Below are 20,534 nucleotides of genomic sequence, written 5' to 3' on the forward strand. Positions count from 1 at the left end.
CAGGCGTCCTCAGAGATCCAGGGTCAGGTCGGTGGTCGGTGCGCTCACGCAGATCCGCACCGGCTGTGCCGATTCGGACTGCAGGTCGCCGGTGCGCAGGTGGCGGGTGGCGCCACTGACGCGGTCACAACTGCAGGTATTGCAGATGCCCATGCGGCAGCCATGCCTGGGCTTGATGCCATGGGCTTCCAGGCTTTCCAGCAGCGAACGGCCACGCGGCACACTCAGCTGGCGGCCGCTGCGCGCCAGCGTCAGCGACACCTCGCCCTCGCTGCTGGCGTCACGCAGCGGCGCTGGCGGGGTAAAGGCCTCGGCCTGGAAACCGGCCACCTGGTGCGCCAGGCGTTGGCGCGCGGCGGCGACGAAGCCGTCCGGACCGCACGCCAGCACATGGCGCTGCGCCAGCGGCGTGTCATCGCCGGCCACCTGCAGGTCGTGGCGATCAATGCGCGCGGCAGGTACATCGCCTTCGCGGGTGGTCAGCAGGTGCACGCGCAGGTTCGGCTGGCGCGCGGCCAGTGCCTGCAGCTCATCACGGAACTGCAGGTGGGCGGCACGGCGCTCCCAATAGAACAGGTCCACGGGCGCGGCCAGCGGGCGCTGGCAGGCCTCGCGCAGCAGGCTGCGCATCGGCGTGATGCCACTGCCGGCAGCCAGCAGCAGCACCGGCGCCGCCGTCGGCAACTGGAATTCACCGAACGCAGCCTCCAGCCGGAACAGCTCGCCCGGTTGCGCATGCTTGACCAGATGCTGGCTGACCCGACCGCCATCGACGGCCTTGACGGTGATCGCCAGCTCGCGCGGCCCCAGGACGGTGGGACTGTAGCTGCGCTGCCACTGGCGCCCGTCAAGCTCCACGCCCAGGGTGACGTGCTGGCCGGCGCGCATGCCGGCCCAGTGCCGGTTGGTGCGCAGGACCAGCGTCGCCGCGCCCTCACCGGCCGGCTCGCGCCGCACCAGGCGGGCCACTGGCTCGCGCAGGGTCCACAGGGGATTGAGCTGGCCCGCCCAGAAATCGAACAGCGACGGCGAGACCCAGCGGTATGGAGAGAACAGGGACGGACGGACGACAGCGCTCATGGGCGAACTATACGGGCGCACATACACCTGTGTATACACGTGTATATTGAACCGGATTGGGTATGATTCAGCCTCGCCCCACCGGAACCCCCATGGCCGCCGCCACCGCCTTGTCGACGCATGAAGATGCCAACAGCCCGGCCCGCCGTACGGTGAGCCGCGAAGACCTGCTGGCCGCCGCCCTGAAACTGATCGGCCCGCACCGCAGCCTGTCCACGCTCAGCCTGCGCGAAGTGGCACGTGAGGCCGGCATCGCGCCGAACAGCTTCTACCGGCAGTTCCGCGACATGGACGAACTGGCCGTGGCGCTGATCGACGCCGCTGGCCGCTCGCTGCGCACCATCATCGGCGAGGCCCGCCAGCGCGCCACCTCCACCGCCACCAGCGTGGTGCGGGTCTCGGTGGAGACGTTCATGGAGCAGCTGCGCGCCGACGACAAGCTGCTGCACGTGCTGCTGCGCGAAGGCGCGGTCGGCTCGGACGACTTCAAGCACGCGGTCGAACGCGAGCTGCACTATTTCGAGGAAGAACTGCAGCACGATCTGGTGCGCCTTGCCGCGCTGGACGGTGCCGTGCTGCATGCCCCCGAACTGGTGGCCAAGGCCATCACCCGGCTGGTGTTTGCGATGGGGGCCACCGCCATGGACCTGCCGCCGGAGAAGGACCCGGAGCTGATCGAACAGATCTCCACGATGATCCGCATGATCATCGTCGGCGCCCGCACCCCCGCCGCATTCCGCCGCGGCTGACAATCGGCCGCCGGGGCCGGATCCCTTTCCACAGGAAAGAGCCCTGAGCCCGACCTCCCTGCCCACACCGCACTTCCAACCGCCGGCCGTGCGTGGCGCGGCGTCAGGGGTCTGCTCAGCCGCCCTCGGCCTTGCGTACGAACGCCTCGAACAACGCCAGCGTCTGCTCGCTCACGTGATGCTCGATGCCCTCGGCATCGCGGCGTGCGGTATCGGCGTCCACGCCCAGCGCCAGCAGGAAACGCTCCACGGTCTGGTGGCGCTGGCGGCTGGCATGGGCCAGCGCCTCGCCTTCCGGGGTCAGGAACACGCCACGGTACGGCCGCTGCACCACCCAGCCGTCGCGGGCCAGCCGCCGCAGCATCTTCGCCACAGTGGGCTGGGCCACCCCCAGGCGGGTGGCGATGTCGACCTGGCGGGCCTCGCCGCCGTCGGCCAGCAGGTCCGAAATCAGCTCGACATAGTCCTCCACCAGCTCCATCCGGTGCGCCTCGCGTACTTGCCGGAAGCTCTCGACCTGGCGCTCGGCCTCGATCAAGGGGGTGCTCTTCAGCGATGTCGAATCATCGGTCTTGCCCACGCGTGCGCCTGTCCTTCCGGTGTGATCCAGGGTTGAAGCTGAATTCTGGACCAGTCACACCTTAAAGACGATTGTTTCACATTGCTAATGACTATAGCCGGAGCTATATTAAGCTCATGGATACCCTGGCGCCCCGCGACCCTTCGGCCACCATCCCGGCCAGCCTGGGTGCGCTCAACGCCTCGGTCGCAGTGCCCGACAAGGGCCACTGGTGGTTCCGCCTGCTGGCCTTCCTTGGCCCGGGCTACATGATCTCGGTCGGCTACATGGACCCGGGCAACTGGGCCACCGACCTCGCCGGCGGTTCGCGCTTCGGCTACCTGCTGCTGTCGGTCATCCTGATCTCCAACCTGATGGCGGTGATCCTGCAGGCGCTGTCGGCGCGGCTCGGCATCGCCACCGGCATGGACCTGGCGCAGGCCTGCCGCGCCCGCTACCCCAAGCCGGTGAACCTGGCGCTGTGGGCGCTGTGCGAGGCGGCGATCATCGCCTGCGACCTGGCCGAGGTGATCGGCACCGCGATCGCGTTGAAGCTGCTGTTCGATCTGCCACTGCTGTGGGGCGCGGTGATCACTGCGCTCGATACGCTGCTGGTGCTGCTGCTGATGAACCGCGGCTTCCGTGCGCTGGAAGCGTTCGTGATCGCGCTGCTGATGGTGATCTTCGCCTGCTTCGTGGTGCAGATCGCGATGGCCGCGCCACCGGTGATGGCGGTACTGGGCGGCTTCATTCCGCGCGCGCAGGTGGTGACCGATCCGCACGCGCTGTACATCGCCATCGGCATCATCGGTGCCACGGTGATGCCGCACAACCTGTACCTGCATTCGTCCATCGTGCAGACCCGCGCCTACCCGCGTACGGATGAAGGTCGCCGCAGCGCGCTGCGCTGGGCGGTGACCGACAGCACGATTGCGCTGACCCTGGCGTTGTTCATCAACGCCAGCATCCTGATCCTGGCCGCGGCCGTGTTCCATGCCAATGGCCGTTTCGACGTGGAAGACATCGAGCAGGCGCACCAGCTGCTGGCACCGATGCTGGGCGTGGGCGCCGCGGCGACCTTGTTCGCGGTGGCGCTGCTGGCGTCGGGCCTGAATTCGACAGTCACCGCGACGCTGGCCGGCCAGATCGTGATGGAAGGCTTCCTGCACCTGCGAATGCCGCCGTGGCTGCGTCGGCTGATCACGCGCGCACTGGCGATCATCCCGGTGGTGGTGGTGATCGTGCTGTTCGGCGACCAGGGCGCGGTGAAGCTGCTGGTGCTGAGCCAGGTGGTGCTGTCGATGCAGCTGCCCTTCGCGATCATCCCGCTGGTACGGCTCGTGACCGACAAGGTGACGATGGGGGCGCTGGTGGCGCCACGCTGGCTGGGTGCGGTCGCCTGGGTGATCGCGCTGGTGATCGTGGCGTTGAACGTGAAGCTGCTGGTGGATACCTTCAACGGCGGGTGAAGCCAATTGCCGGGGTCAGTCCTGCCCCAGTATGGATGCCTTTACACGGTGTGGGGGTCAGAGCCCTTGCCTCTGGCAAGGGATCCGCCCCCGCCCGGTCCGCGCTACAGATGCAACGCGATCGCGGCCTCGATCTGCTGCGGCGACTGGAACCCGGCCAGGCGCGTGCGTTCGTCGCCATCACGGAACAGCGACAGCGTCGGCGTCTGCCGCAGCCCCAACTCCCTGAAAAACGCCTCGCCCAGCACTTCCAGCTGTACGCGCAGCAGGGTCGTGCCCTGCCCCGCTGTGCTGTTGGCCACCCGGTGCAACGACATTTCCAGCATCCGGCAGCCCGGGCACTGGTCCTTGTGGAAGTCCACGAGCACCCGCGGGTGCTCGGCCAGCAACTGCTGGAACTGCTCAGGCGTGGTGGCGTCGATGATCTGCATCGTTGTTGCTCCGGTAATGGTCCAGGACCGCATCGGTCCAGGCATCGATGGCTGCGGCATGGCGCGCGCCATGCGGCATCTGTTCGATCTCCAGCGGCGGGTAGTCGCTGCGGAAATAGCGGATCAGGCGATGCACGGCGCCGCAGTAGTACTCCTGCCCCCACTGGGTTTCGCCGGTACCGAACACCGCCAGCTGCCGAGGTCGTTCGCCACGCTCGGCAATGCCAGCCACCCACGCCTTCATCTCCGCCGGCGTGCGGCCGGCGTTGTCGGTCCAGCAGCCGAGCAGCACCAGATCGGCCTCGTCGGCAGCCAGTGGCGGTGCCTGCCGCAGGTCGTCGGCCTCGTGCCAGTGCACTGCATGCCCGGCGGCGCGGCAGCGCTCGGCAATCTGCCGGCCCAGCTCGCGGGTGTTGCCGCTCAACGAGGCGACCACCATCAGGATGCTGAGTGCCGCGCCGGACTCAGAGGTCGTCGAAGCCGTTGTCGACGTTGGTCTTCTTGTAACTTGCATTGCGCATCTCGAAGAAGTCGGTCTTGGTCTCGGTGAAGTTGTCGGCGTAGGCCTTGATCCACGGCATCACGTTGTCGGTGGTCTCGCTGTACAGCCGTTCGATGCCGAGCATGCCAGCCATCTTGTTGGCGCGGTACTTCACGTAGCGCGTCATTTCCTCCACGTCGATGCCGTCGATGCCGTCCAGTACTTCCGACGACCACTGGGTTTCCAGTTCGATGGCGTGTTCGAACGCCTGGTGCACATAGTCGGTCAGCTCGTGGGTCTGCAGCGCCGGGTTCTCGCCGATGATGGCGCGGATCAGCTCGCTGATGAACTTGGTATGGGCCAGCTCGTCGCGGTTGATGAAGCTGATGATCTTGCCGGTGCCGGTCATGCGGTTCTGCCGCACCAGGTTGTAGAAGTAGGCGAAGCCGGAATAGAAGTTGATGCCTTCCAGGATCGAGGACTGGATCAACGACCTGAGCAGCGTCTCGGCAGTCTTCTCGCGCATGAAATCGTCATACGCCCCCATGATCGGCGCGTTGCGCTTGATGATGGTCGGGTGGGTACGGGCGATCTCGAAAATGCGGTTCTGGTTCGGCAGGTCGGTGATCGAGGCCAGCACGTAGCTGTAGCTCTCGTTGTGGATCACTTCCTGCTGGCCGATGATCGCGGCGTTGGCATGCGCGGCCGGATCGGTGATGTACTCGGCCACGTTGTAGATGAAGCGCGTCTGCGGTGAATCGAGCGTGGCCAGCAGGCCGATGATCGCGTCGTAGGCATTCTTCTCGCGGCCGGACAGCTCGCCGTACTGGCGCGCGTCGGCCTTCATGTCGACTTCGTCGGGGATCCAGAAGTTGGTCGACAGCTCCTTGTAGGCCCGATAGAACGACGGGTACGGGATGTCATTCCAGTTCAGGATGCCGCTGGTGCGGCCGTTGATGATGCCGGTGCTGCGGTTGGGATGGCGCGGTTCGAGGATCTTGATGCGGTCGAGGGGGGTTGCCATGGGTTTCTGCCTTCGTTCTCTTTCCATCGTGTTGCCGGCCAGCGGCCGGCACTACCATGAGTTACGGGTTTGCCGGCCGGCGGCCGGCACTACCGTGGGTTTCCGGCGGTCAGCTGGCGCACCACTCGCATTCGCTGATGTCGATGTCGTTGGAGCGCACGTAATAGGTGGTTTTCAGGCCTTGGCGCCAGGCGCTGAGGTGCAGCTCCAGCAGCGTGCTGGCGCGGATCGTGCTGGGCACGTACAGGTTGAAGCTGATCGACTGGTCGACATGGCGTTGGCGGCGCGCGTTCTGGCGCACGCTGGCGAACTGGTCGACCTTGTAGGCGCCCTTCTCGTAGTACGGCCAGGTCTCCAACGACAGCCCCGGCGCCGCCACCGGCCGCCGGAAGTCCTTCTTCTCCTCGTAGTAGAACGCGCTGTAGATCGGGTCGATCGAGGCGGTGGAACCGGCGATCTGCGCGGTGCTCATGTTCGGCGCCACCGCCAGGAGCCAGCCGTTGCGCAGGCCGTGCGTGGCCACCTGGTGGGCCAGGCTGTCCCACGCGGCGCCGCTGTAGTCGCGGTCGCGGAAGTAGCGGCCGTTGTGCCAGTCGCTGCCGGCGAACATCGGGTAGCTGCCCTTCTCCTTCGCCAGTTGCGCACTGGCCTGGATGGTCAGGAAGTTGATGCGCTCATACAGGCGGTCGGCCAGTTGTTCGGCCTCCGGTGAATCCCACTGGATCGCCTGCTGCGCCAGCAGGTGGTGCCAACCGAAGGTGCCCAGTCCGATCGCGCGGTACTTGCGGTTGGTGATCGTGGCCTGGGGCACCGGCAGCGCATTGAGGTCGATCACGTTGTCGAGCATGCGTACCTGGATCGGGATCAGGCGCTCCAGCACATCGGTGGCCAGCAGGTCATCCGGCGCACGGATCGCGCGGCCGAGGTTGATCGAGGACAGGTTGCAGACCACGAAGTCGCCGGCACGCCGGGTCGTGACGATCTGGTCGCCGCTGACAATCTCCTGGATCATCCGCGTCGGGCTCATGTTCTGCAGGATCTCGGTGCACAGGTTGCTGGAATAGATCATGCCCGCGTGCTTGTTCGGGTTGCGGCGGTTGACCTCGTCGCGGTAGAACAGGAACGGGTTGCCGGTCTCCAGCTGGCTGAGCATGATCCGCTTGAACAGATCGATGGCCTTCACCGTGCGGCGGCTGATGCGCTCATCGGCCACCAGCTCGGCGTAGCGGTCGCGGAAGCTGCCCGAACCGCGCTTTTCGTCATAGACGTCCTGCAGGTACCAACCCTTGGCCTGCTTCACTTCGTGCGGGTCGAACAGGTACCAGTCGGCACGGCGCTCGACCGCCTCCATGAACAGGTCGGGCACGCACACCGAGGTGAACACATCGTGCGCGCGCAGGCGTTGGTCACCGTTGTTCAGTCGCAGGTCCAGGAACGCTTCGATGTCGCGGTGCCAGATGTCCAGGTACACCGCCACCGCGCCCTTGCGCTGGCCGAGCTGATCAACCGACACCGCGGTGTTGTTGAGCTGCTTGATCCACGGCACCACGCCGCCGGAGGAGTTGGGCACGCCGCGGATCGGTGCGCCGCTGCTGCGCACGTAGCCCAGGTAGGCACCCACGCCGCCGCCGTGCTTGGACACGCGGGCGATATCGGTGTTGGAGTCATAGATGCCCTGCAGGCTGTCGTCCACCGTATCGATGAAGCAGCTGGACAGCTGGCCGCCCACCTTGCCGGCGTTGGCCAGGGTCGGCGTGGCCACCGTCATGTACAGGTTGGACAATGCCCAGTACGCCTCGCCGACCAGCTGCATGCGCCGCTCGCGCGGCTTCTCTTCCTGCATGAGATACAGCGCGATGGTCAGCCAGCGCTCCTGCGGCAGTTCGTAGACTTCGCGGCTGCGGTCGCTGGCCAGGTAGCGCGTGGCCAACAGGTACAGGCCGTTGTAGGCGAACAGGCGGTCGCGCTCCGGGTCGATCATCTCGCCGGCCTGCTGCAGCTCTTCCTTCGAATAGCAGCGCAGGATGTCGTTGCTGTAGATGCCGCGGTCAGCCAGGCTTTCCTGCAGGCCCACGTAGGAGCCGTACTTCAGGCTGACATCGTAGAAGCGATTGCGGCTGGCACGCTTGTACAGGCGGCGCAGGTAGATGCGCGCGGCGAACTGCTCCCACTCCGGCGCGACCAGGTCCACCCGCGATTCAGCCTCACGGATCAACAGATCGACCAGATCATCGGCAGTGATGCTCGGCTTGCGCTCGACCATCGCCTGCACCACGCGGCGGTAGTCGCTCACATCCAGCTGCGGGAACTCGGCATGCACGGCATCGATGCTGCGCTGCAGGCGCGCGGCGTCGAACGGCAGGCGGCGATTGCCGGCCTCCTTGGTGATCCAGGTCGGCACGCGCTCGCCGCCAGCGCGCATGGCGTCGCCGGCGCCGGCCAGATCGGCCGCGCGGTAGGTGTTGTCGGTCATGGTCCTGCGTCTCCAGGCTCGCACGCACTGCGGCGTCGATGCCGTGGCAGCCCTGCACGCGATACCGGCGCTCGGGGCGATCGGGGTGGGATGCCAAAGCGCGGGAACACCAGGTCGTCGGCAAGTGCCTGCGCCTGCGGCCGGTATCCGGGCCGTGGGGGCGACCTGTGTCCGCGCGATGGCGGCCGCGTCGACACGGCAAGCCTTCAGGGGCGGGCCGCGGGACGTTTGCTGCATGTCCGGCGGCGGCGGCTGACCGGGAGTGACGGCCACAACATAGTGGGGATACTTCCAACCGTCAACACAAGATGCGGTAATCACGACATGCCGCGACGATCCGTCGCAGGATGCCGTGTTGCACCCGCAGCACCTTGTCGACGCGGCGCACGTCCCCAGTTCGGTACAACATCACTTTCTCCGGAACCTCGCTCATGCGCGCTGCCCAGTACCCCTCGTTCGGCGATCCGGCCGACGTCCTTGCCATCGCCGATGCCGCCCTGCCCGAGCCCGGCCCCGGCGAGGTGCGCATCCGCACTGTGCTGGCCTCGATCCACAACCATGACCTGCTGACCGTGCGCGGGCTGTACGGCTACAAGCCGACGCTGCCGGCGATTGGCGGCAGCGAAGCACTGGGCGTGGTCGACGCACTGGGGGACGGCGTCGACGGCCTGCAGATCGGCCAACGCGTCGCCGCCGCATCGGTGCACGGCACCTGGGCCGAGGCGTTCGTCGCACCGGCCCGCATGGTGATCCCGATGCCGGAAGCGATCCCGGACGAAACCGCTGCACAGCTGATCGCCATGCCGCTGAGCGCATTGATGCTGCTGGAATTCCTGCACGTCGAGCCGGGCCAGTGGATCGTGCAGAACACTGCCAACGGCGCGGTGGGCAAGTCGCTGGCGATGCTGGCGCGGGCGCGTGGCGTGCACGTGGCCAACCTGGTGCGCAATGCCGATGCGGTCGCGCAGCTGCAGGCACTGGGCATCGACCATGTGTTCGACACCTCGGTGGACGGCTGGAAGGATCGTGTGCGTGCAGCGACCGGCGAAGCGCAGGCGGCGGCCGCGGTGGATTCCATCGGTGGCGACGCCAGCGGTGACCTGGTCGACCTGCTCGGCCACCACGGCACGCTGGTCTCGTTCGGTGTGATGAGCGGCGAACCGATGCGCATCCCGGCCGGCGGCCTGATCTACAAGGAGGCCACGGTGAAGGGTTTCTGGGGCAGCAAGGTCAGCCAGGCGATGGCGGTGCAAGACAAGCGCCGGCTGGTGGGTGAGCTGCTCAAGCGTGCAGCCAGCGGCGAACTGACCTTGCCGGTGGAGAAGATCTTCGCGCTGGACGACATCGCCCAGGCGGCGAAGGCCGGCGCCGGTTCGGGCCGCAACGGCAAGGTGCTGCTGCGGCCTTGAGGATCGGACAACCGGGGTCAGATCCCTTTTCGTCGCAAAGGGATCTGACCCGCGCGAGCGGGTGCGCGCCAGAGCTCCGCGTCCCTCGCACCGTTCGTTAAGAACCTGTGATGTATAACTGAATGCGCTTTCGTCATTGGAAGGCGTACTTGCCTGCATGCGGTACTGACGGCTCCTCCCCCGTTCGGCGTTGTCGCTTCCATGTACCGCACCACCCTGAACCTGCTTGCCGGCGCGATCGCGCTGGGCCTCACCGCCGGCGCTGCCGGCGCCGCTGAAACCGCCGACTCCGGCAAGGACAGCACCACCCTGGGCACCGTGCTGGTGACCGGCTCCAACATCAAGCGCAGCGACACCGCCGGGCCGAATCCGGTGCAGATCGTCAGCCGCGAACAGATCGAGCAGACCGGTCGCTCCACCCTCACCGACGTGCTGCGCAACCTGTCGGCCAATGCCGGCAACAGCTTCGACGAGCAGTACACCGGCAGCTTCGCCGCCGGCTCGGCTTCGATCGGCCTGCGTGGCCTGTCGCCGAAGAACACGCTGGTGCTGGTCAACGGCTATCGCGTGTCCAACTTCGGCTTCGCGCTCAACACGCAGGACACCTTCGTCGACCTCAACGCGCTGCCGATCAGTGCGGTTGAACGCATCGAAGTGCTGAAGGATGGTGCCTCGGCGGTGTACGGTTCCGATGCCATTGCCGGCGTCATCAACATCATCCTGCGCAGGAACTTCCAGGGCGTGGAAGTCGGCGGTGGTTTCGGTACCGCCACCCAGGGCGGCCTGGACGAACGCAAGGCCAATCTGCTGGCCGGCTTCGGTGATCTTGAACAGCAGGGTTGGAACGTGTTGTTCGGGCTGGACCTGCTCAAGCGTGATCGGCTTGATGCAGACCAGCGCGCCTATACCCGCAGCGGCGATTTCCGCGACAGGCCCGGTGGCCGCCTGGCCGGCTGGTCCACCGCCGGTGGCAACTGGCTGTCCAACCCGCGCGCACCGCAGCCGTTCGCCAGCTGCCCGGACGGCAGCCAGTTGCGCCCCTACAGCGATTTCGGCAGCACCCTGCCCGGCCAGGCCTGCGCATTCAACGCGCAGCCGTTCAAGACCCTGCAGCCCGGCGCCGAGCGCCTGCAGGCGTCGTTGAGCGCGACCTACCGCTTCAACGACAGCGTCGAAGCCTTCGCCGATGTGCTGTACAGCCACAACAAGGCCGACCAGATCTTCAGCGCGCCGCTGACCGTGGGCCCGGGCCTGCGCGCGTACAACCCGGCTACCGGCACGCTGATCGACGTGCCGGCGGTGCTGCCGGTCGGCCACCCGAACAACCCCGGCAGCACGCCGCTGCCGTTCGAGTACACCTTCTTCGATCTGGGCCCGCGCCTGAAGGACAACACGCAGGTGTTCTACCGCGCCCTGGCCGGCGTGCGCGGCAGTGGCGAACGCTGGGACTGGGAAGTGGCAGCGCTGACCTCGCAGAGCGCGCAGCGCGAGTACGTCGACAATTTCGTCAACCGCTACGCGTTCGAACAGATCCTGCGCGATGGCAGCTACAACTTCCTCAACCCGTCCAGCACGCCGGGTGCGCTGGATGCGCTGCGCCTGCAGACCAAGCGCCCGGGCTGGTACAGGCTGCACTCCTTGAACGTGAAGGCCTCGACCTCGCTGTGGGAACTGCCGGCCGGTGCGGTCGGCTTCGCCTGGGGCGCCGAGTTCCGCAAGGAGTCGCTGGACGCGCGTACCAGTGCACAGGTGTTGTCGGGCACCGAACTGCGCCCGGCGATCAACGTGGTCAACGGCGAACGCCAGGTCAGCGCCGCCTATGCCGAACTGAGCGTGCCGCTGCACCGCACGCTGGAACTGCAGGTGGCCGGCCGCGGCGACCACTACGACGATTTCGGCAACGCGTTCTCGCCGAAGGTGGCGCTGCGCTGGCAGCCGCTGGACAGCCTGCTGCTGCGCGGCTCGTTCTCGCGCGGCTTCCGCGCACCGTCGCTGCCGGAAATCGCACCGGGCCAGACCATCAGCTACGGCTCGGTGATCGACCCGCTGGACCCGCTGCAGCCCGGCGGCAGCCGTGGCGTGACCAACATCCGCACCGGCAACCCGGACCTGAAGGCCGAGCGCTCGCGCAACTTCAACGTGGGCGCGGTGTGGTCGCCGGACGGCGATACCAGCATCGGCCTGGACTGGTACCGCATCGAGCAGGATAACCTGGTCAAGCCGGACAGCGCGCAGTTCATCGTCGACAATCCGGCGCTGTTCCCCGGCCGCGTGCAGCGTGATGCACAGGGGCGCATCCAGTTCATCACCAACCAGTACGCCAACCAGGGCGAGCTGACCACCTCCGGACTGGACCTGGAGGCCAACCGCAGCTTCCGCACCGAGGGCTGGGGCACCTTCACCGTCGCCGGCAGCTGGACCCACCTGCTCAGTTTCAAGCAGCCGCTGGTGGCCGGCCAGGCGCCCTATGACGGGGCCGGCAACAACCGCCACGGCGCGCTGCCACGCACCCGCGGCACCACGTCGCTGAACTGGGCGGTGGGCGACTGGAGCAGCACGCTGAGCCTGCAGTACGTGAGCGGCTACGACCAGCGCGTGGCGACGGCCACCAGCAATCCGGGCCTGCGCGACCGCGTCAAGCCGTACCACCAGCTGGACCTGCACGTGGCGTATGAAGGCATCGCCAACACCACGCTGTCGCTGTCGGTGCTGAACCTGACCGACAAGGACCCGCCGTTCGACCCGGCCGGTGGCTCCAACGGTTTCGACATCAGCCAGTACAACCTGCGCGGGCAGTTCGTTTCGCTGGGGGCGCGCTACCGGTTCTGATGCACCAACGGGGCGGCGGTGATGCGCCGCCCCGTCCGCGTTGCCGGCCAGCGGCCGGCACTACCATCAACGTGCATCACCGGCTCAGGTGCAGGAACTGCAGGTGCCGTTCGTACTGGCTGATGATGTCGTTGATGATCTGCTTGCGGCTGTAGCCGACCAGGTCATAGTCCTGGCTGCCTTCGAACAGGTGCACTTCAGCGCGGTAGTAGCGCTGGTTGCGTAGCTGCTGGGCGGCGAACGACGGGGTCAGGTAGCCGCTCAGGATCACCCGGTACAGGAAGTCCTGCTGCTCGCCGTGGTTCACCGTCAGCTCCATGTCGCCGGCCTCGAAGCGGGTGGCCACGTCCCAGCCCTGCCCGCGCAGCTGTTCGGCCACCGCCTCCATCGCCGGCTTCACCGTGTCGTCCATGAAGCGGTAGACCTGGTCGCGCACCGGGAAGTGCATGGCCTGGCTCAGGCGCTGGCGCCAGCCCTGGTGGTGGCGGTCGTCGCCGATCAGCGGCGAGGGCCGGTACTGCAGCGCGCGCTTGCGGTGCGATTCGTCACTGAAGGCGCGGGTCAGGCCCCACATCATCAGCAGCAGCACTGCCGAGAACGGCAGCGACGCCAGCACCACCGCGGATTTGAGCGCATCGATGCTGCCGGCCAGCAGCAGCCCGGCGGTCAGCACGGCGATCACCGTGCCCCAGAACACGCGCAGCCAACGCGGGCCATCGTCCTCCGGTGCGCCGCCGTGCGAGGACAGCGTGGACAACACCACCGCCCCCGAGTCGGCCGAGGTCACGAAGAAGATGAAGCTGACCAGCACCGTCACCGCGATCACCGTGCGGCTCCACGGGTAGCTGTCCAGCAGTGCATACAGCACCGTCGGCGGATCATCCACCGCCAGCTGTGCCAGCTGCTGCTGGCCGTGGTGCAGGACCTGGTCCAGCGCGCTGTTGCCGAAGACCGACAGCCAGGCCAGGGTGAAGCCCAGCGGGATGAGCAGCACGCCGAACACGAATTCGCGGATGGTGCGGCCACGCGAGATGCGCGCGATGAACAGGCCCACGAACGGCGCCCAGCCGATCCACCAGGCCCAGTAGAACACTGTCCAGCCGCCCAGCCATTCCGGCCGGCCACCGTAGGCGTACACGTCGAAGCTCTTGCCGACCACGCTGCCCAGATAGTCGCCCAGGTTCTGCATCAGCGTACTCAGCAGGTACTGGGTAGGCCCGGCGCACAGCATGAACAGCACCAGCGCGATCGCCAGCAGCATGTTGATGTTGGCCATCCAGCGCACGCCCTTCTCCACGCCTGATACCGCCACGGCCACCGCCGCGCCCATCATGCTGACCACCAGGATGATCTGCACCAGGTTGGAGTGCGGGATGTTGAACAGGTGTGACAGGCCCGCATTGAGGTGCAGCACGCCGAAGCCCATGTCGGCGCCGATGCCGAACACGGTGGCGACGATGCCCAGCGCGTCCACGGTGTAGCCGATCGGGCCGTTGATGCGCTTGCCGATCAGCGGATAGAGCGCTGAGCGCAGTGCCAGCGGCAGGTTGTGGCGGTAGGCGAAGTAGGCCATCGCCATTGCCGCGAGCGCGAACACGCCCCAGCCGTGCAGGCCCCAGTGCAGGAACAGCAGCTGCATGGCCTGGCGCGCGCCGGCCTCGCCCGCCGCCGGGTCGCCCTGCGGTGGCTGCAGGTAATGGGTCAGCGGTTCGGATACGCAGAAGAAGAACAGGGTGATGCTGATGCCAGCGGCGAACAGCATGCCGGCCCACGAGAGGTAGCTGAACTCCGGCTCGTCATGGTCGGCGCCGAGCTTGATGCCACCGTACTTGGACAGCGCCACGCCGACCACGAACACCAGGTACAGGGTCATCGCGAGCAGGTAGTACCAGCCGACATTCAGGGCGGCCCAGTCCTGGGCCTGCAGCAGCAGGCGGCCCGCACCGAGCGGATACAGGCTGACAAACAGCGCGAACGCCACGACAACGATCGCCGCGAAGGCGAACACAGGCCGAAGGGTGCGCACCGGGGATTGTTGCGGCTCCAGTACATCCATGGGGCGGCGTTCTCCGGTAGATCAAAGGGTTAGCCGACCAATTCTGGCTGAACCGCAGTGGACGGCGCATGAAGTCGCGGGCTGCCTGCATCAGCCAGCCCCGCATTTCCGTGCTATCACGCGCGCGCCGGCACGCTTGTTTCGGGTTTGAACGCACGCGCCGGAACAGACCCGGACCGCGCGCGCCATCCCATCACGACAGGGCGTGCACTGCACACAGCTTGTTGCCATCCGGATCGCGCAGGTAGGCCAGGAACAGCTGGCGACCGGCCATGGTGCGGACGCCGGCCGGGTCTTCAATGGCGGTGCCGCCGTGGGCCATGCCCGCATCCTGCCAACCACGCACGGCCTCGGCACTGCCAAGGCTGAAGCCGATGGTGCCACCGTTGGCACGACACGCCGGTTGCCCGTCGATCGGCGCGGTCACGCCGAACATCCGCCCATCCTTGAAGTACAGCAGCCGGCCCTTCTCGTCGAACACGCCCGGGCGTGCCCCCATCGCGGCGAACAGGGCGTCGTAGAAGCGGCGCGCGGCATCCATGTCGTTCGTTCCGACGGTGATGTGGCTGAACATGCGGGCACTCCATGTGGAAAACCGCAGTGTCGATGAGCGCAGGTGACTTCGCAAATCGCGCACCGGTGCCGCCATGCTCGCGAGCCGCCACGCGCGAAAAGACCCGGTGCTACTTGGCGGTGCTGAGCAGCAGCACCGCCGCAGTGACCAGGGCGATGCCAACCCAGCCGATCGGGCGCAGGCGGTTGCCGAACAACAGGCGGCCGCAGCTGGCCGTACCGATCACGCCGATCGCGCCCCACAGCGCATACGCAGTGGCCAGGTCCATGTAGCGCACGGCCTGGCCGAGCAGGGCGAAGGCGATCCAGACCAGGACGATCGCAGCGACGCCCCAGCGCCAGCGGCGGAAGCCCTCCGACTTGGCCACCATCATGTTGGCGGCGACGTCGATCAGCGCCGAACAGATCACGAAAAACAGGGCCAGGGTATTCATCAGTGCGCCTCCCCAAGGGTGACGCAGACGATGCCGACCACCGCCAGCACCAGGCCGGCCAGCTGCTGCAGCGACAGGCTCTCGCCGAAGACGGTGAGGCCGACCACGGTCAGCAGGGTCAGGCCGAGGCCTTCCCACACCGCGTAGGCCACGCCCACCGCGATGCGGCGCACCGACTGCGCCAGGAAGAAATAGGACAGCGCCAGCGCGCCGGCCATGATCAGATAACCGGCCCAGCCGCCATCGCGGGCGGCGTGGGCCATGAACGAGGTGCCGACCACCTCGGCAACGATCGCCACGGTCAGGCAGGCCCAGGCGACCAGTGCGCCACGGGCAGAAACGGTACGGGACATGTGAAACTCCTTGCGGGGCGGCATCGCGCACCGCCTTCGGTAGATCCACGCCGTGCGTGGATGATCTCGAGCGCGGTGCAGACACCGCTGATGGAGATCAGTATCATCGTCTTTTACGGTGGTATCAAAATAGATTCCATCGACTGGAGCGATGGATCAATGCCCTACTCCCCAGAATCCCTGCAGGCCTTCGTGGAAGCCGCCGCGCTGGGCTCGTTCTCGGCTGCGGCGCGACGGCTGCGCAAGACCCAGTCCACGGTCAGCACCGCCATCGCCCACCTGGAGGCCGACCTGGGCGTGAGCCTGTTCGACCGCAGCGGGCGCTACCCGCAGCTGACCGAAGCCGGCCGCCAGGTGCTGGGTCATGCGCAGGAAATCCTGGCTGCCGATGCGCGCCTGCAGCAGCTGAGCGTGCGCCTGGCCGCACCGGTCGAGTCGCGCCTGACCGTGGTGTTTTCCGATGTCTACCAGCTCGATCCAGAGCAGCGGATCCTGCAGCGCTTCGCCGAGGCGTTCCCGGAGATCGAACTGGAATGGCTGGATGCCGAGGGGGAGGACGTGCTGGAACTGGTCGGCAGTAGTCGCGCCGGGCTGGGCCTGCTGCCCAGGCAGGAGCGCTATCCCGATGGACTGGTGGCACGACCGCTGGCCCACCACAGCGAACTGTCGGTGTACGTGGCGCGCGACCATCCGCTGGCCAGCGCCGGGCGTCGCGCCGCCGCACAGCTGGCGCGGCATCGGCAGGTGCGCCTGAGCGCGGAAGTCGATCCTTCCCGCGTGGTCACCGGCCTGGCCTGGACCGCCACCGACTACCTGATGGTGATGGAGATGGCCGAGGACGGCATCGGCTGGGCCGAACTGCCGCGGGCGCTGGTGCAGCGCTATGACCGCGGGCGCCTGGTGGAACTGGTGCTGCCCGGCTGGCCGCGGCGCATCCACAGCGACCTGCTGTGGCGCCGCGACACGCCGCCGGGACCGGCTGCCCTATGGTGGGCCGACGCATTGGGGTGAGGTAGTGTAGGCCGCTGGTACAATCCGGTCTCGCGTGGTTGTACCAGCGGCCGGCACTACCGGTCAACGATGGGCGAGCGCATCTTCCAGCGCCGCGGCAGGCCGCCGGAACCGGCCGCCCCAGGGCGGGCCGACGAATTGGGGTGAGGTAGTGTAGCCGCTGGTGGCAATCCGGTCTCGCGTGGTTGTACCAGCGGCCGGCCAACGGTCAACGGTGGGCGAGCGCCTCTTCCACCGCCGCGCACACCGCCGGGACCGGCCGCCCGAGGGTGGGCCGACGCACTGGGGTGAGGTAGTGCCGGCCGCTGGCCGGCAATTCCGGCCAAAGATGGGTGATCGCGTGACCCACCGCCGCGCACACCGCGGGGACCGGCCGCCCCAGGGCGGGCCGACGCATTGGGGTGAGGTAGTGCCGGCCGCTGGCCGGCAATCCCGGTCAGCGATGGGCGAGCGCGTAATCCAGCGCCGCGCACACCGCCGCCACCTGTGCGTCGTTGCACTACTGCGGGGTCGCGCGTGGGCTGTCCGGGTAGACCTCGGTGGTGGTGGTGAACTTCGCACCGGTGATGCCCGCGCACAGTCCGAGCTTCACCAGCGGATACTCGATCACGCCGTGGGCGATCACCGGCGAACCGATGATCTCGCCTTTGTCATCGGCCGGGGCGATATGGGTGACCTTCTCCACGGCGGCGATGACCGCCTGCTGGAAGGCCGGCTGCGGGTTCTCGCTGTCATCCACCAGGTAGAAGCCATCGGGGATCAGGCCCGGCTCGAACGGCTTCCCGTCACGGGCGGCCAGCGCCGGGCGGAACTCGCTCTCGTCGCTGTCGGTGGTCTCGTGCAGGTCGATGTGCAGCACGAACTGGCCCTCGTACGGCGCGATCAGGTCGATGACCGCAGTTGATTCGCGCGCCGGGCCATCGTTACGGAAGTTGCGGTTCGGGTCGATCGCATCGAAGTTCCAGCGGTTGATGCGCTCAAAGCCCCACGGATTCACGCACGGCGCCACCAGCAGGTTGGCCTTGCCGGCATAGTCGGCAGCGTGCTTTTCGAGGAACTCCAGCGCGCCCATCACGCCACTGGTCTCATAGCCGTGCACGCCACCGGTGACCAGGGCGGCCGGCAGCGCCGGGTTCCAGTCGCGGCTGAGCAGGGCGAACAACGTATAGGTCTCGCCAGCGTAGTCGAGCTGGCCGTAGGCCACCTTGTCGAAGCGCGAGGCCAGCACCTCGATGCGCGGCAGCACCTCCTCGTCATAGCGACGCAGGCGCTGCTGGCGGCCCCGCCACGCCTCCCGTTCCGCTGCGCCCCACGGCTGGCCAGGGGTTCCGACGGGGTAGAAGGCGGCTTGGGACATGGCAGATCTCGGCGGTCAGGAAAGCAGTCGCGCACTTTACCACCGGGGCATCGGCATGACCCGGCAGCGCATTCCCTTGCACAACGGAATCGGCAATAATTCTCATTTACGACCTTGCGCAACCCGAACCAATGCCCTTCCACGCCCTGCAACCGGCCCGCCTGCCGCTGGCCGCCGCCCTCGCCCTGTGCCTGCTTCCGGCCACCCGCGCCTTCGCCCAGGACGGCGCCACCACGCTGGACAGCATCCAGGTCTCCGGCAGCTGGCTGGGCACCGGCCTGCACGACAGCGTCAAGCGCTTCGCTGGCGCACGCACGGTGGTCGACCGCCAGCGCATCGAGGCCAGCGGCGCGGCCAGCATCGGCGACGCCATGCGACGCATCCCCGGCGTGCAGGTCACCGACAACTCCGGCACGGCCGGCAGTTCGGTGTCGCTGAACATCGGCGTGCGCGGCCTGACCGGGCGCTACTCGCCGCGCTCGACCGTGCTGCTGGATGGCGTACCGCTGGCGGTGGCGCCCTATGGCCAACCACAGCTGTCGTTCGCACCGACCAGCCTGTCCAACATCGACTCGATCGACGTGGTGCGTGGCGGCGGTGCCGTGCGCTACGGCCCGCAGAACGTGGGCGGCATCATCAACTTCAGCACCCGCGCCATTCCGACCGACGCGGGCCTGCACGGCGAAGCCGGCGCGCGCTACACCGCCCATGACCATGGCGGCGGTGACAGCACCCAGTACAACGTCTTCCTCGGCGGCACCGGTGACAACGGCCTGGGTGCGGCCCTGCTGTACTCCGGCCAGGATGGGCGTGGCTGGCGCCAGGGCAGCGATGACCGCTTCAACGATCTCGCACTGAAGTTCGCTTACGCGATCGACGAACAGCAGGAGCTGCGCGCCAAGCTCTCCTACTACGACGTGCGTTCACTGACCCCGGGCGGCCTGACCCGTGCGCAGTACGAGGCCGACCCGTTCCAGAACACCCGCCCCACCGATTTCTGGAAGGGCCACCGCACCGGCATCGACCTGGGCTACACCAACACGCTGTCGGCCAACAGCGAGTTCGAGGTGCTGGCCTATTACAACGAAAGCAGCCGCGCCAGCTCGCTGATCAACGCCGCCAACACCCAGCTGACCGTGCAGCCGCGTGACTACCGCGTGCTCGGCATCGAGCCGCGCTACACCCAGCGCCTGCACTGGGGTGCCAGCGTGCACGACATCACCGCCGGCTACCGCTTCCTGCGCGAACGTGGCAACGACCGCAGCTACACCGTCACCCGCCGCACCGGCGTGGCCAGTGCCACCACCCGCTTCGACAACGCCACCGATGCCCATGCGTTCTACATCGACGACCGCATCGCGATCGGCCCGTGGCGGATCACCCCGGGCGTGCGCATGGAATGGATCGACATGGACCGTCGCCAGGCCGGCGGCGGCGCCACCTTCAGCAGCCGCAACGACAAGGCCCTGCCCTCGCTCAGCATCGCCTACCTGCTGACCCCGCAGCTGACCTTGTTCGGCAACTACACCACCTCGTTCGGGCCGGTGCAGAACATCCAGCTCAACTCGCAGACCGCCCGCAATCCGCTGAACCCGGAAGTGGCAAAGACCGCCGAGCTGGGTGCGCGCTGGCAGGACGGCGCACTGCGCGCGGAGGTGACCGTGTTCAAGATGCGCTTCGACAACCAGATCCTGCAGGTGCCGGGCATCACCCCACCGACCTTCCAGAACATCGGCGCCACCGACCACAAGGGCGTGGAGAGCGCGCTGGAGTACCACTTCGCCGAGGACAGTGCGCTGGCCGGGCTGGAGCTGTACGCCAACTACACCTGGACCCAGGCGATCCAGCAGTCCGGTGACAACCGTGGCCTGGACGTGCCGTTCTACGCGCGCGACACCGACAGCGTCGGCGCCCGCTACGCGCTGGCCGGATGGACCTTCAATGTCTCCAGCACCCACCAGAGCGGCCAGTTCTCCGATGCGGCCAACACCTGGGACGAAAGCGCCGATGCGCGCGTGGGCCGTGTGCCGGGCGTGCGCCTGTGGAACGCGCAGGTGACCTGGCAGGTGCCGGGCCTGGGTGACAGCGAGATCGCACTGGGCGTGAACAACCTGGCCGACACGCGCTGGTACACCCGCAACGTCGATGGCAACGCCGGCCGCATGGTGGCTGCGCCGCGCACCTTCTACGTGCAGGGCCGCTACCGCTTCTGACGCGGTAACCGCCCGATGCAGTGACGGTGGCGA

The 20,534-nt window shown here is 67.4% G+C and carries 16 protein-coding genes and 1 pseudogene; 6 read left to right on the plus strand and 11 right to left on the minus strand.

The genetic code is table 11. The features are described from left to right. Positions 1 to 9 precede the first annotated feature (9 nt). Entirely contained in the window at positions 10 to 1,080 is a 1,071-nt protein-coding gene (locus NSQ78_RS12975) for a ferredoxin reductase (protein ID WP_064238714.1), read from the minus strand. A gap of 92 nt (positions 1,081 to 1,172) precedes the next feature. On the opposite strand from NSQ78_RS12975, the gene fabR reads away from it, so the two are divergent. Beyond that, positions 1,173 to 1,829, plus strand: coding sequence for an HTH-type transcriptional repressor FabR (gene fabR / locus NSQ78_RS12980; RefSeq protein ID WP_049465393.1), 657 nt, complete (start codon positions 1,173 to 1,175; stop codon positions 1,827 to 1,829). Between the two features lie 115 nt (positions 1,830 to 1,944). Here fabR and mntR read toward each other — a convergent pair whose 3' ends face one another. Then, a complete protein-coding gene (gene mntR, locus NSQ78_RS12985; protein ID WP_049465391.1) occupies positions 1,945 to 2,409 on the minus strand; it encodes a manganese-binding transcriptional regulator MntR in 465 nt (154 codons plus the stop codon). A gap of 116 nt (positions 2,410 to 2,525) precedes the next feature. Here mntR and NSQ78_RS12990 point away from each other — a divergent pair, with 116 nt between their 5' ends. Next, on the plus strand, positions 2,526 to 3,857 hold the full coding sequence (locus NSQ78_RS12990; protein WP_064238715.1) for an Nramp family divalent metal transporter: 1,332 nt from the start codon (positions 2,526 to 2,528) through the stop codon (positions 3,855 to 3,857). Positions 3,858 to 3,961: 104 nt separating this feature from the next. On the opposite strand, the gene NSQ78_RS12995 is transcribed toward NSQ78_RS12990, so the two are convergent. From NSQ78_RS12995 to NSQ78_RS13010, 4 genes are all read right to left on the minus strand, one after another. Continuing rightward, positions 3,962 to 4,288 (minus strand): thioredoxin family protein, encoded by a 327-nt coding sequence (locus tag NSQ78_RS12995; RefSeq protein ID WP_049465388.1) that lies wholly within the window; start codon positions 4,286 to 4,288, stop codon positions 3,962 to 3,964. Further along, positions 4,260 to 4,727, minus strand: a complete 468-nt coding sequence (locus NSQ78_RS13000) for a flavodoxin (RefSeq protein ID WP_064238716.1) — start codon at positions 4,725 to 4,727, stop codon at positions 4,260 to 4,262. Before NSQ78_RS13000 ends, NSQ78_RS12995 begins: the two co-directional genes overlap by 29 nt. A 25-nt stretch (positions 4,728 to 4,752) precedes the next feature. Beyond that, on the minus strand, positions 4,753 to 5,793 hold the full coding sequence (locus NSQ78_RS13005) for a ribonucleotide-diphosphate reductase subunit beta (RefSeq protein WP_049465385.1): 1,041 nt from the start codon (positions 5,791 to 5,793) through the stop codon (positions 4,753 to 4,755). Positions 5,794 to 5,902: 109 nt separating this feature from the next. Then, a complete protein-coding gene (locus tag NSQ78_RS13010; RefSeq protein WP_223224796.1) occupies positions 5,903 to 8,215 on the minus strand; it encodes a ribonucleoside-diphosphate reductase subunit alpha in 2,313 nt (770 codons plus the stop codon). Between the two features lie 482 nt (positions 8,216 to 8,697). Between NSQ78_RS13010 and NSQ78_RS13015 the strand changes: the two genes are divergently transcribed. Both NSQ78_RS13015 and NSQ78_RS13020 read left to right on the plus strand, forming a co-directional pair. Further along, positions 8,698 to 9,675 (plus strand): zinc-binding dehydrogenase, encoded by a 978-nt coding sequence (locus NSQ78_RS13015; protein ID WP_064238718.1) that lies wholly within the window; start codon positions 8,698 to 8,700, stop codon positions 9,673 to 9,675. 201 nt (positions 9,676 to 9,876) lie between these two features. Further along, the gene (locus NSQ78_RS13020) at positions 9,877 to 12,504 is read left to right on the plus strand and encodes a TonB-dependent receptor (protein WP_064238719.1); all 2,628 of its coding nucleotides are present in this window, start codon (positions 9,877 to 9,879) and stop codon (positions 12,502 to 12,504) included. A 76-nt stretch (positions 12,505 to 12,580) separates the two neighbouring features. Here the strand turns inward: NSQ78_RS13020 and betT are convergent, their stop codons facing one another. The 4 genes from betT to NSQ78_RS13040 all read right to left on the minus strand — a co-directional run bounded on the left by betT (position 12,581) and on the right by NSQ78_RS13040 (position 15,920). Beyond that, positions 12,581 to 14,560 carry a choline BCCT transporter BetT gene (gene betT / locus NSQ78_RS13025; protein WP_064238720.1) on the minus strand — a complete coding sequence of 660 codons (1,980 nt, stop codon included), beginning with the start codon at positions 14,558 to 14,560 and terminating at the stop codon, positions 12,581 to 12,583. Between the two features lie 193 nt (positions 14,561 to 14,753). After that, positions 14,754 to 15,134 carry a VOC family protein gene (locus NSQ78_RS13030; protein ID WP_064238721.1) on the minus strand — a complete coding sequence of 127 codons (381 nt, stop codon included), beginning with the start codon at positions 15,132 to 15,134 and terminating at the stop codon, positions 14,754 to 14,756. Positions 15,135 to 15,243: 109 nt separating this feature from the next. Beyond that, positions 15,244 to 15,567 (minus strand): multidrug efflux SMR transporter, encoded by a 324-nt coding sequence (locus tag NSQ78_RS13035; RefSeq protein ID WP_053462985.1) that lies wholly within the window; start codon positions 15,565 to 15,567, stop codon positions 15,244 to 15,246. Further along, a complete protein-coding gene (locus NSQ78_RS13040; RefSeq protein ID WP_064238722.1) occupies positions 15,567 to 15,920 on the minus strand; it encodes an SMR family transporter in 354 nt (117 codons plus the stop codon). Before NSQ78_RS13040 ends, NSQ78_RS13035 begins: the two co-directional genes overlap by 1 nt. Before the next feature lie 159 nt (positions 15,921 to 16,079). Between NSQ78_RS13040 and NSQ78_RS13045 the strand changes: the two genes are divergently transcribed. Beyond that, positions 16,080 to 16,931, plus strand: a complete 852-nt coding sequence (locus NSQ78_RS13045; protein ID WP_064238723.1) for a LysR family transcriptional regulator — start codon at positions 16,080 to 16,082, stop codon at positions 16,929 to 16,931. Positions 16,932 to 17,367: 436 nt separating this feature from the next. On the opposite strand, the pseudogene NSQ78_RS13050 reads toward NSQ78_RS13045, so the two are convergent. After that, a pseudogene (locus NSQ78_RS13050) lies at positions 17,368 to 18,288 on the minus strand (M14 family metallocarboxypeptidase). Between the two features lie 131 nt (positions 18,289 to 18,419). On the opposite strand from NSQ78_RS13050, the gene NSQ78_RS13055 reads away from it, so the two are divergent. Further along, a complete protein-coding gene (locus NSQ78_RS13055; RefSeq protein ID WP_064238724.1) occupies positions 18,420 to 20,501 on the plus strand; it encodes a TonB-dependent siderophore receptor in 2,082 nt (693 codons plus the stop codon). The last annotated feature ends 33 nt before the right edge of the window (positions 20,502 to 20,534 follow it).

It is taken from the genome of Stenotrophomonas sp. FSL W7-1447 (assembly GCF_037966425.1).
Lineage (GTDB): Bacteria > Pseudomonadota > Gammaproteobacteria > Xanthomonadales > Xanthomonadaceae > Stenotrophomonas > Stenotrophomonas pavanii.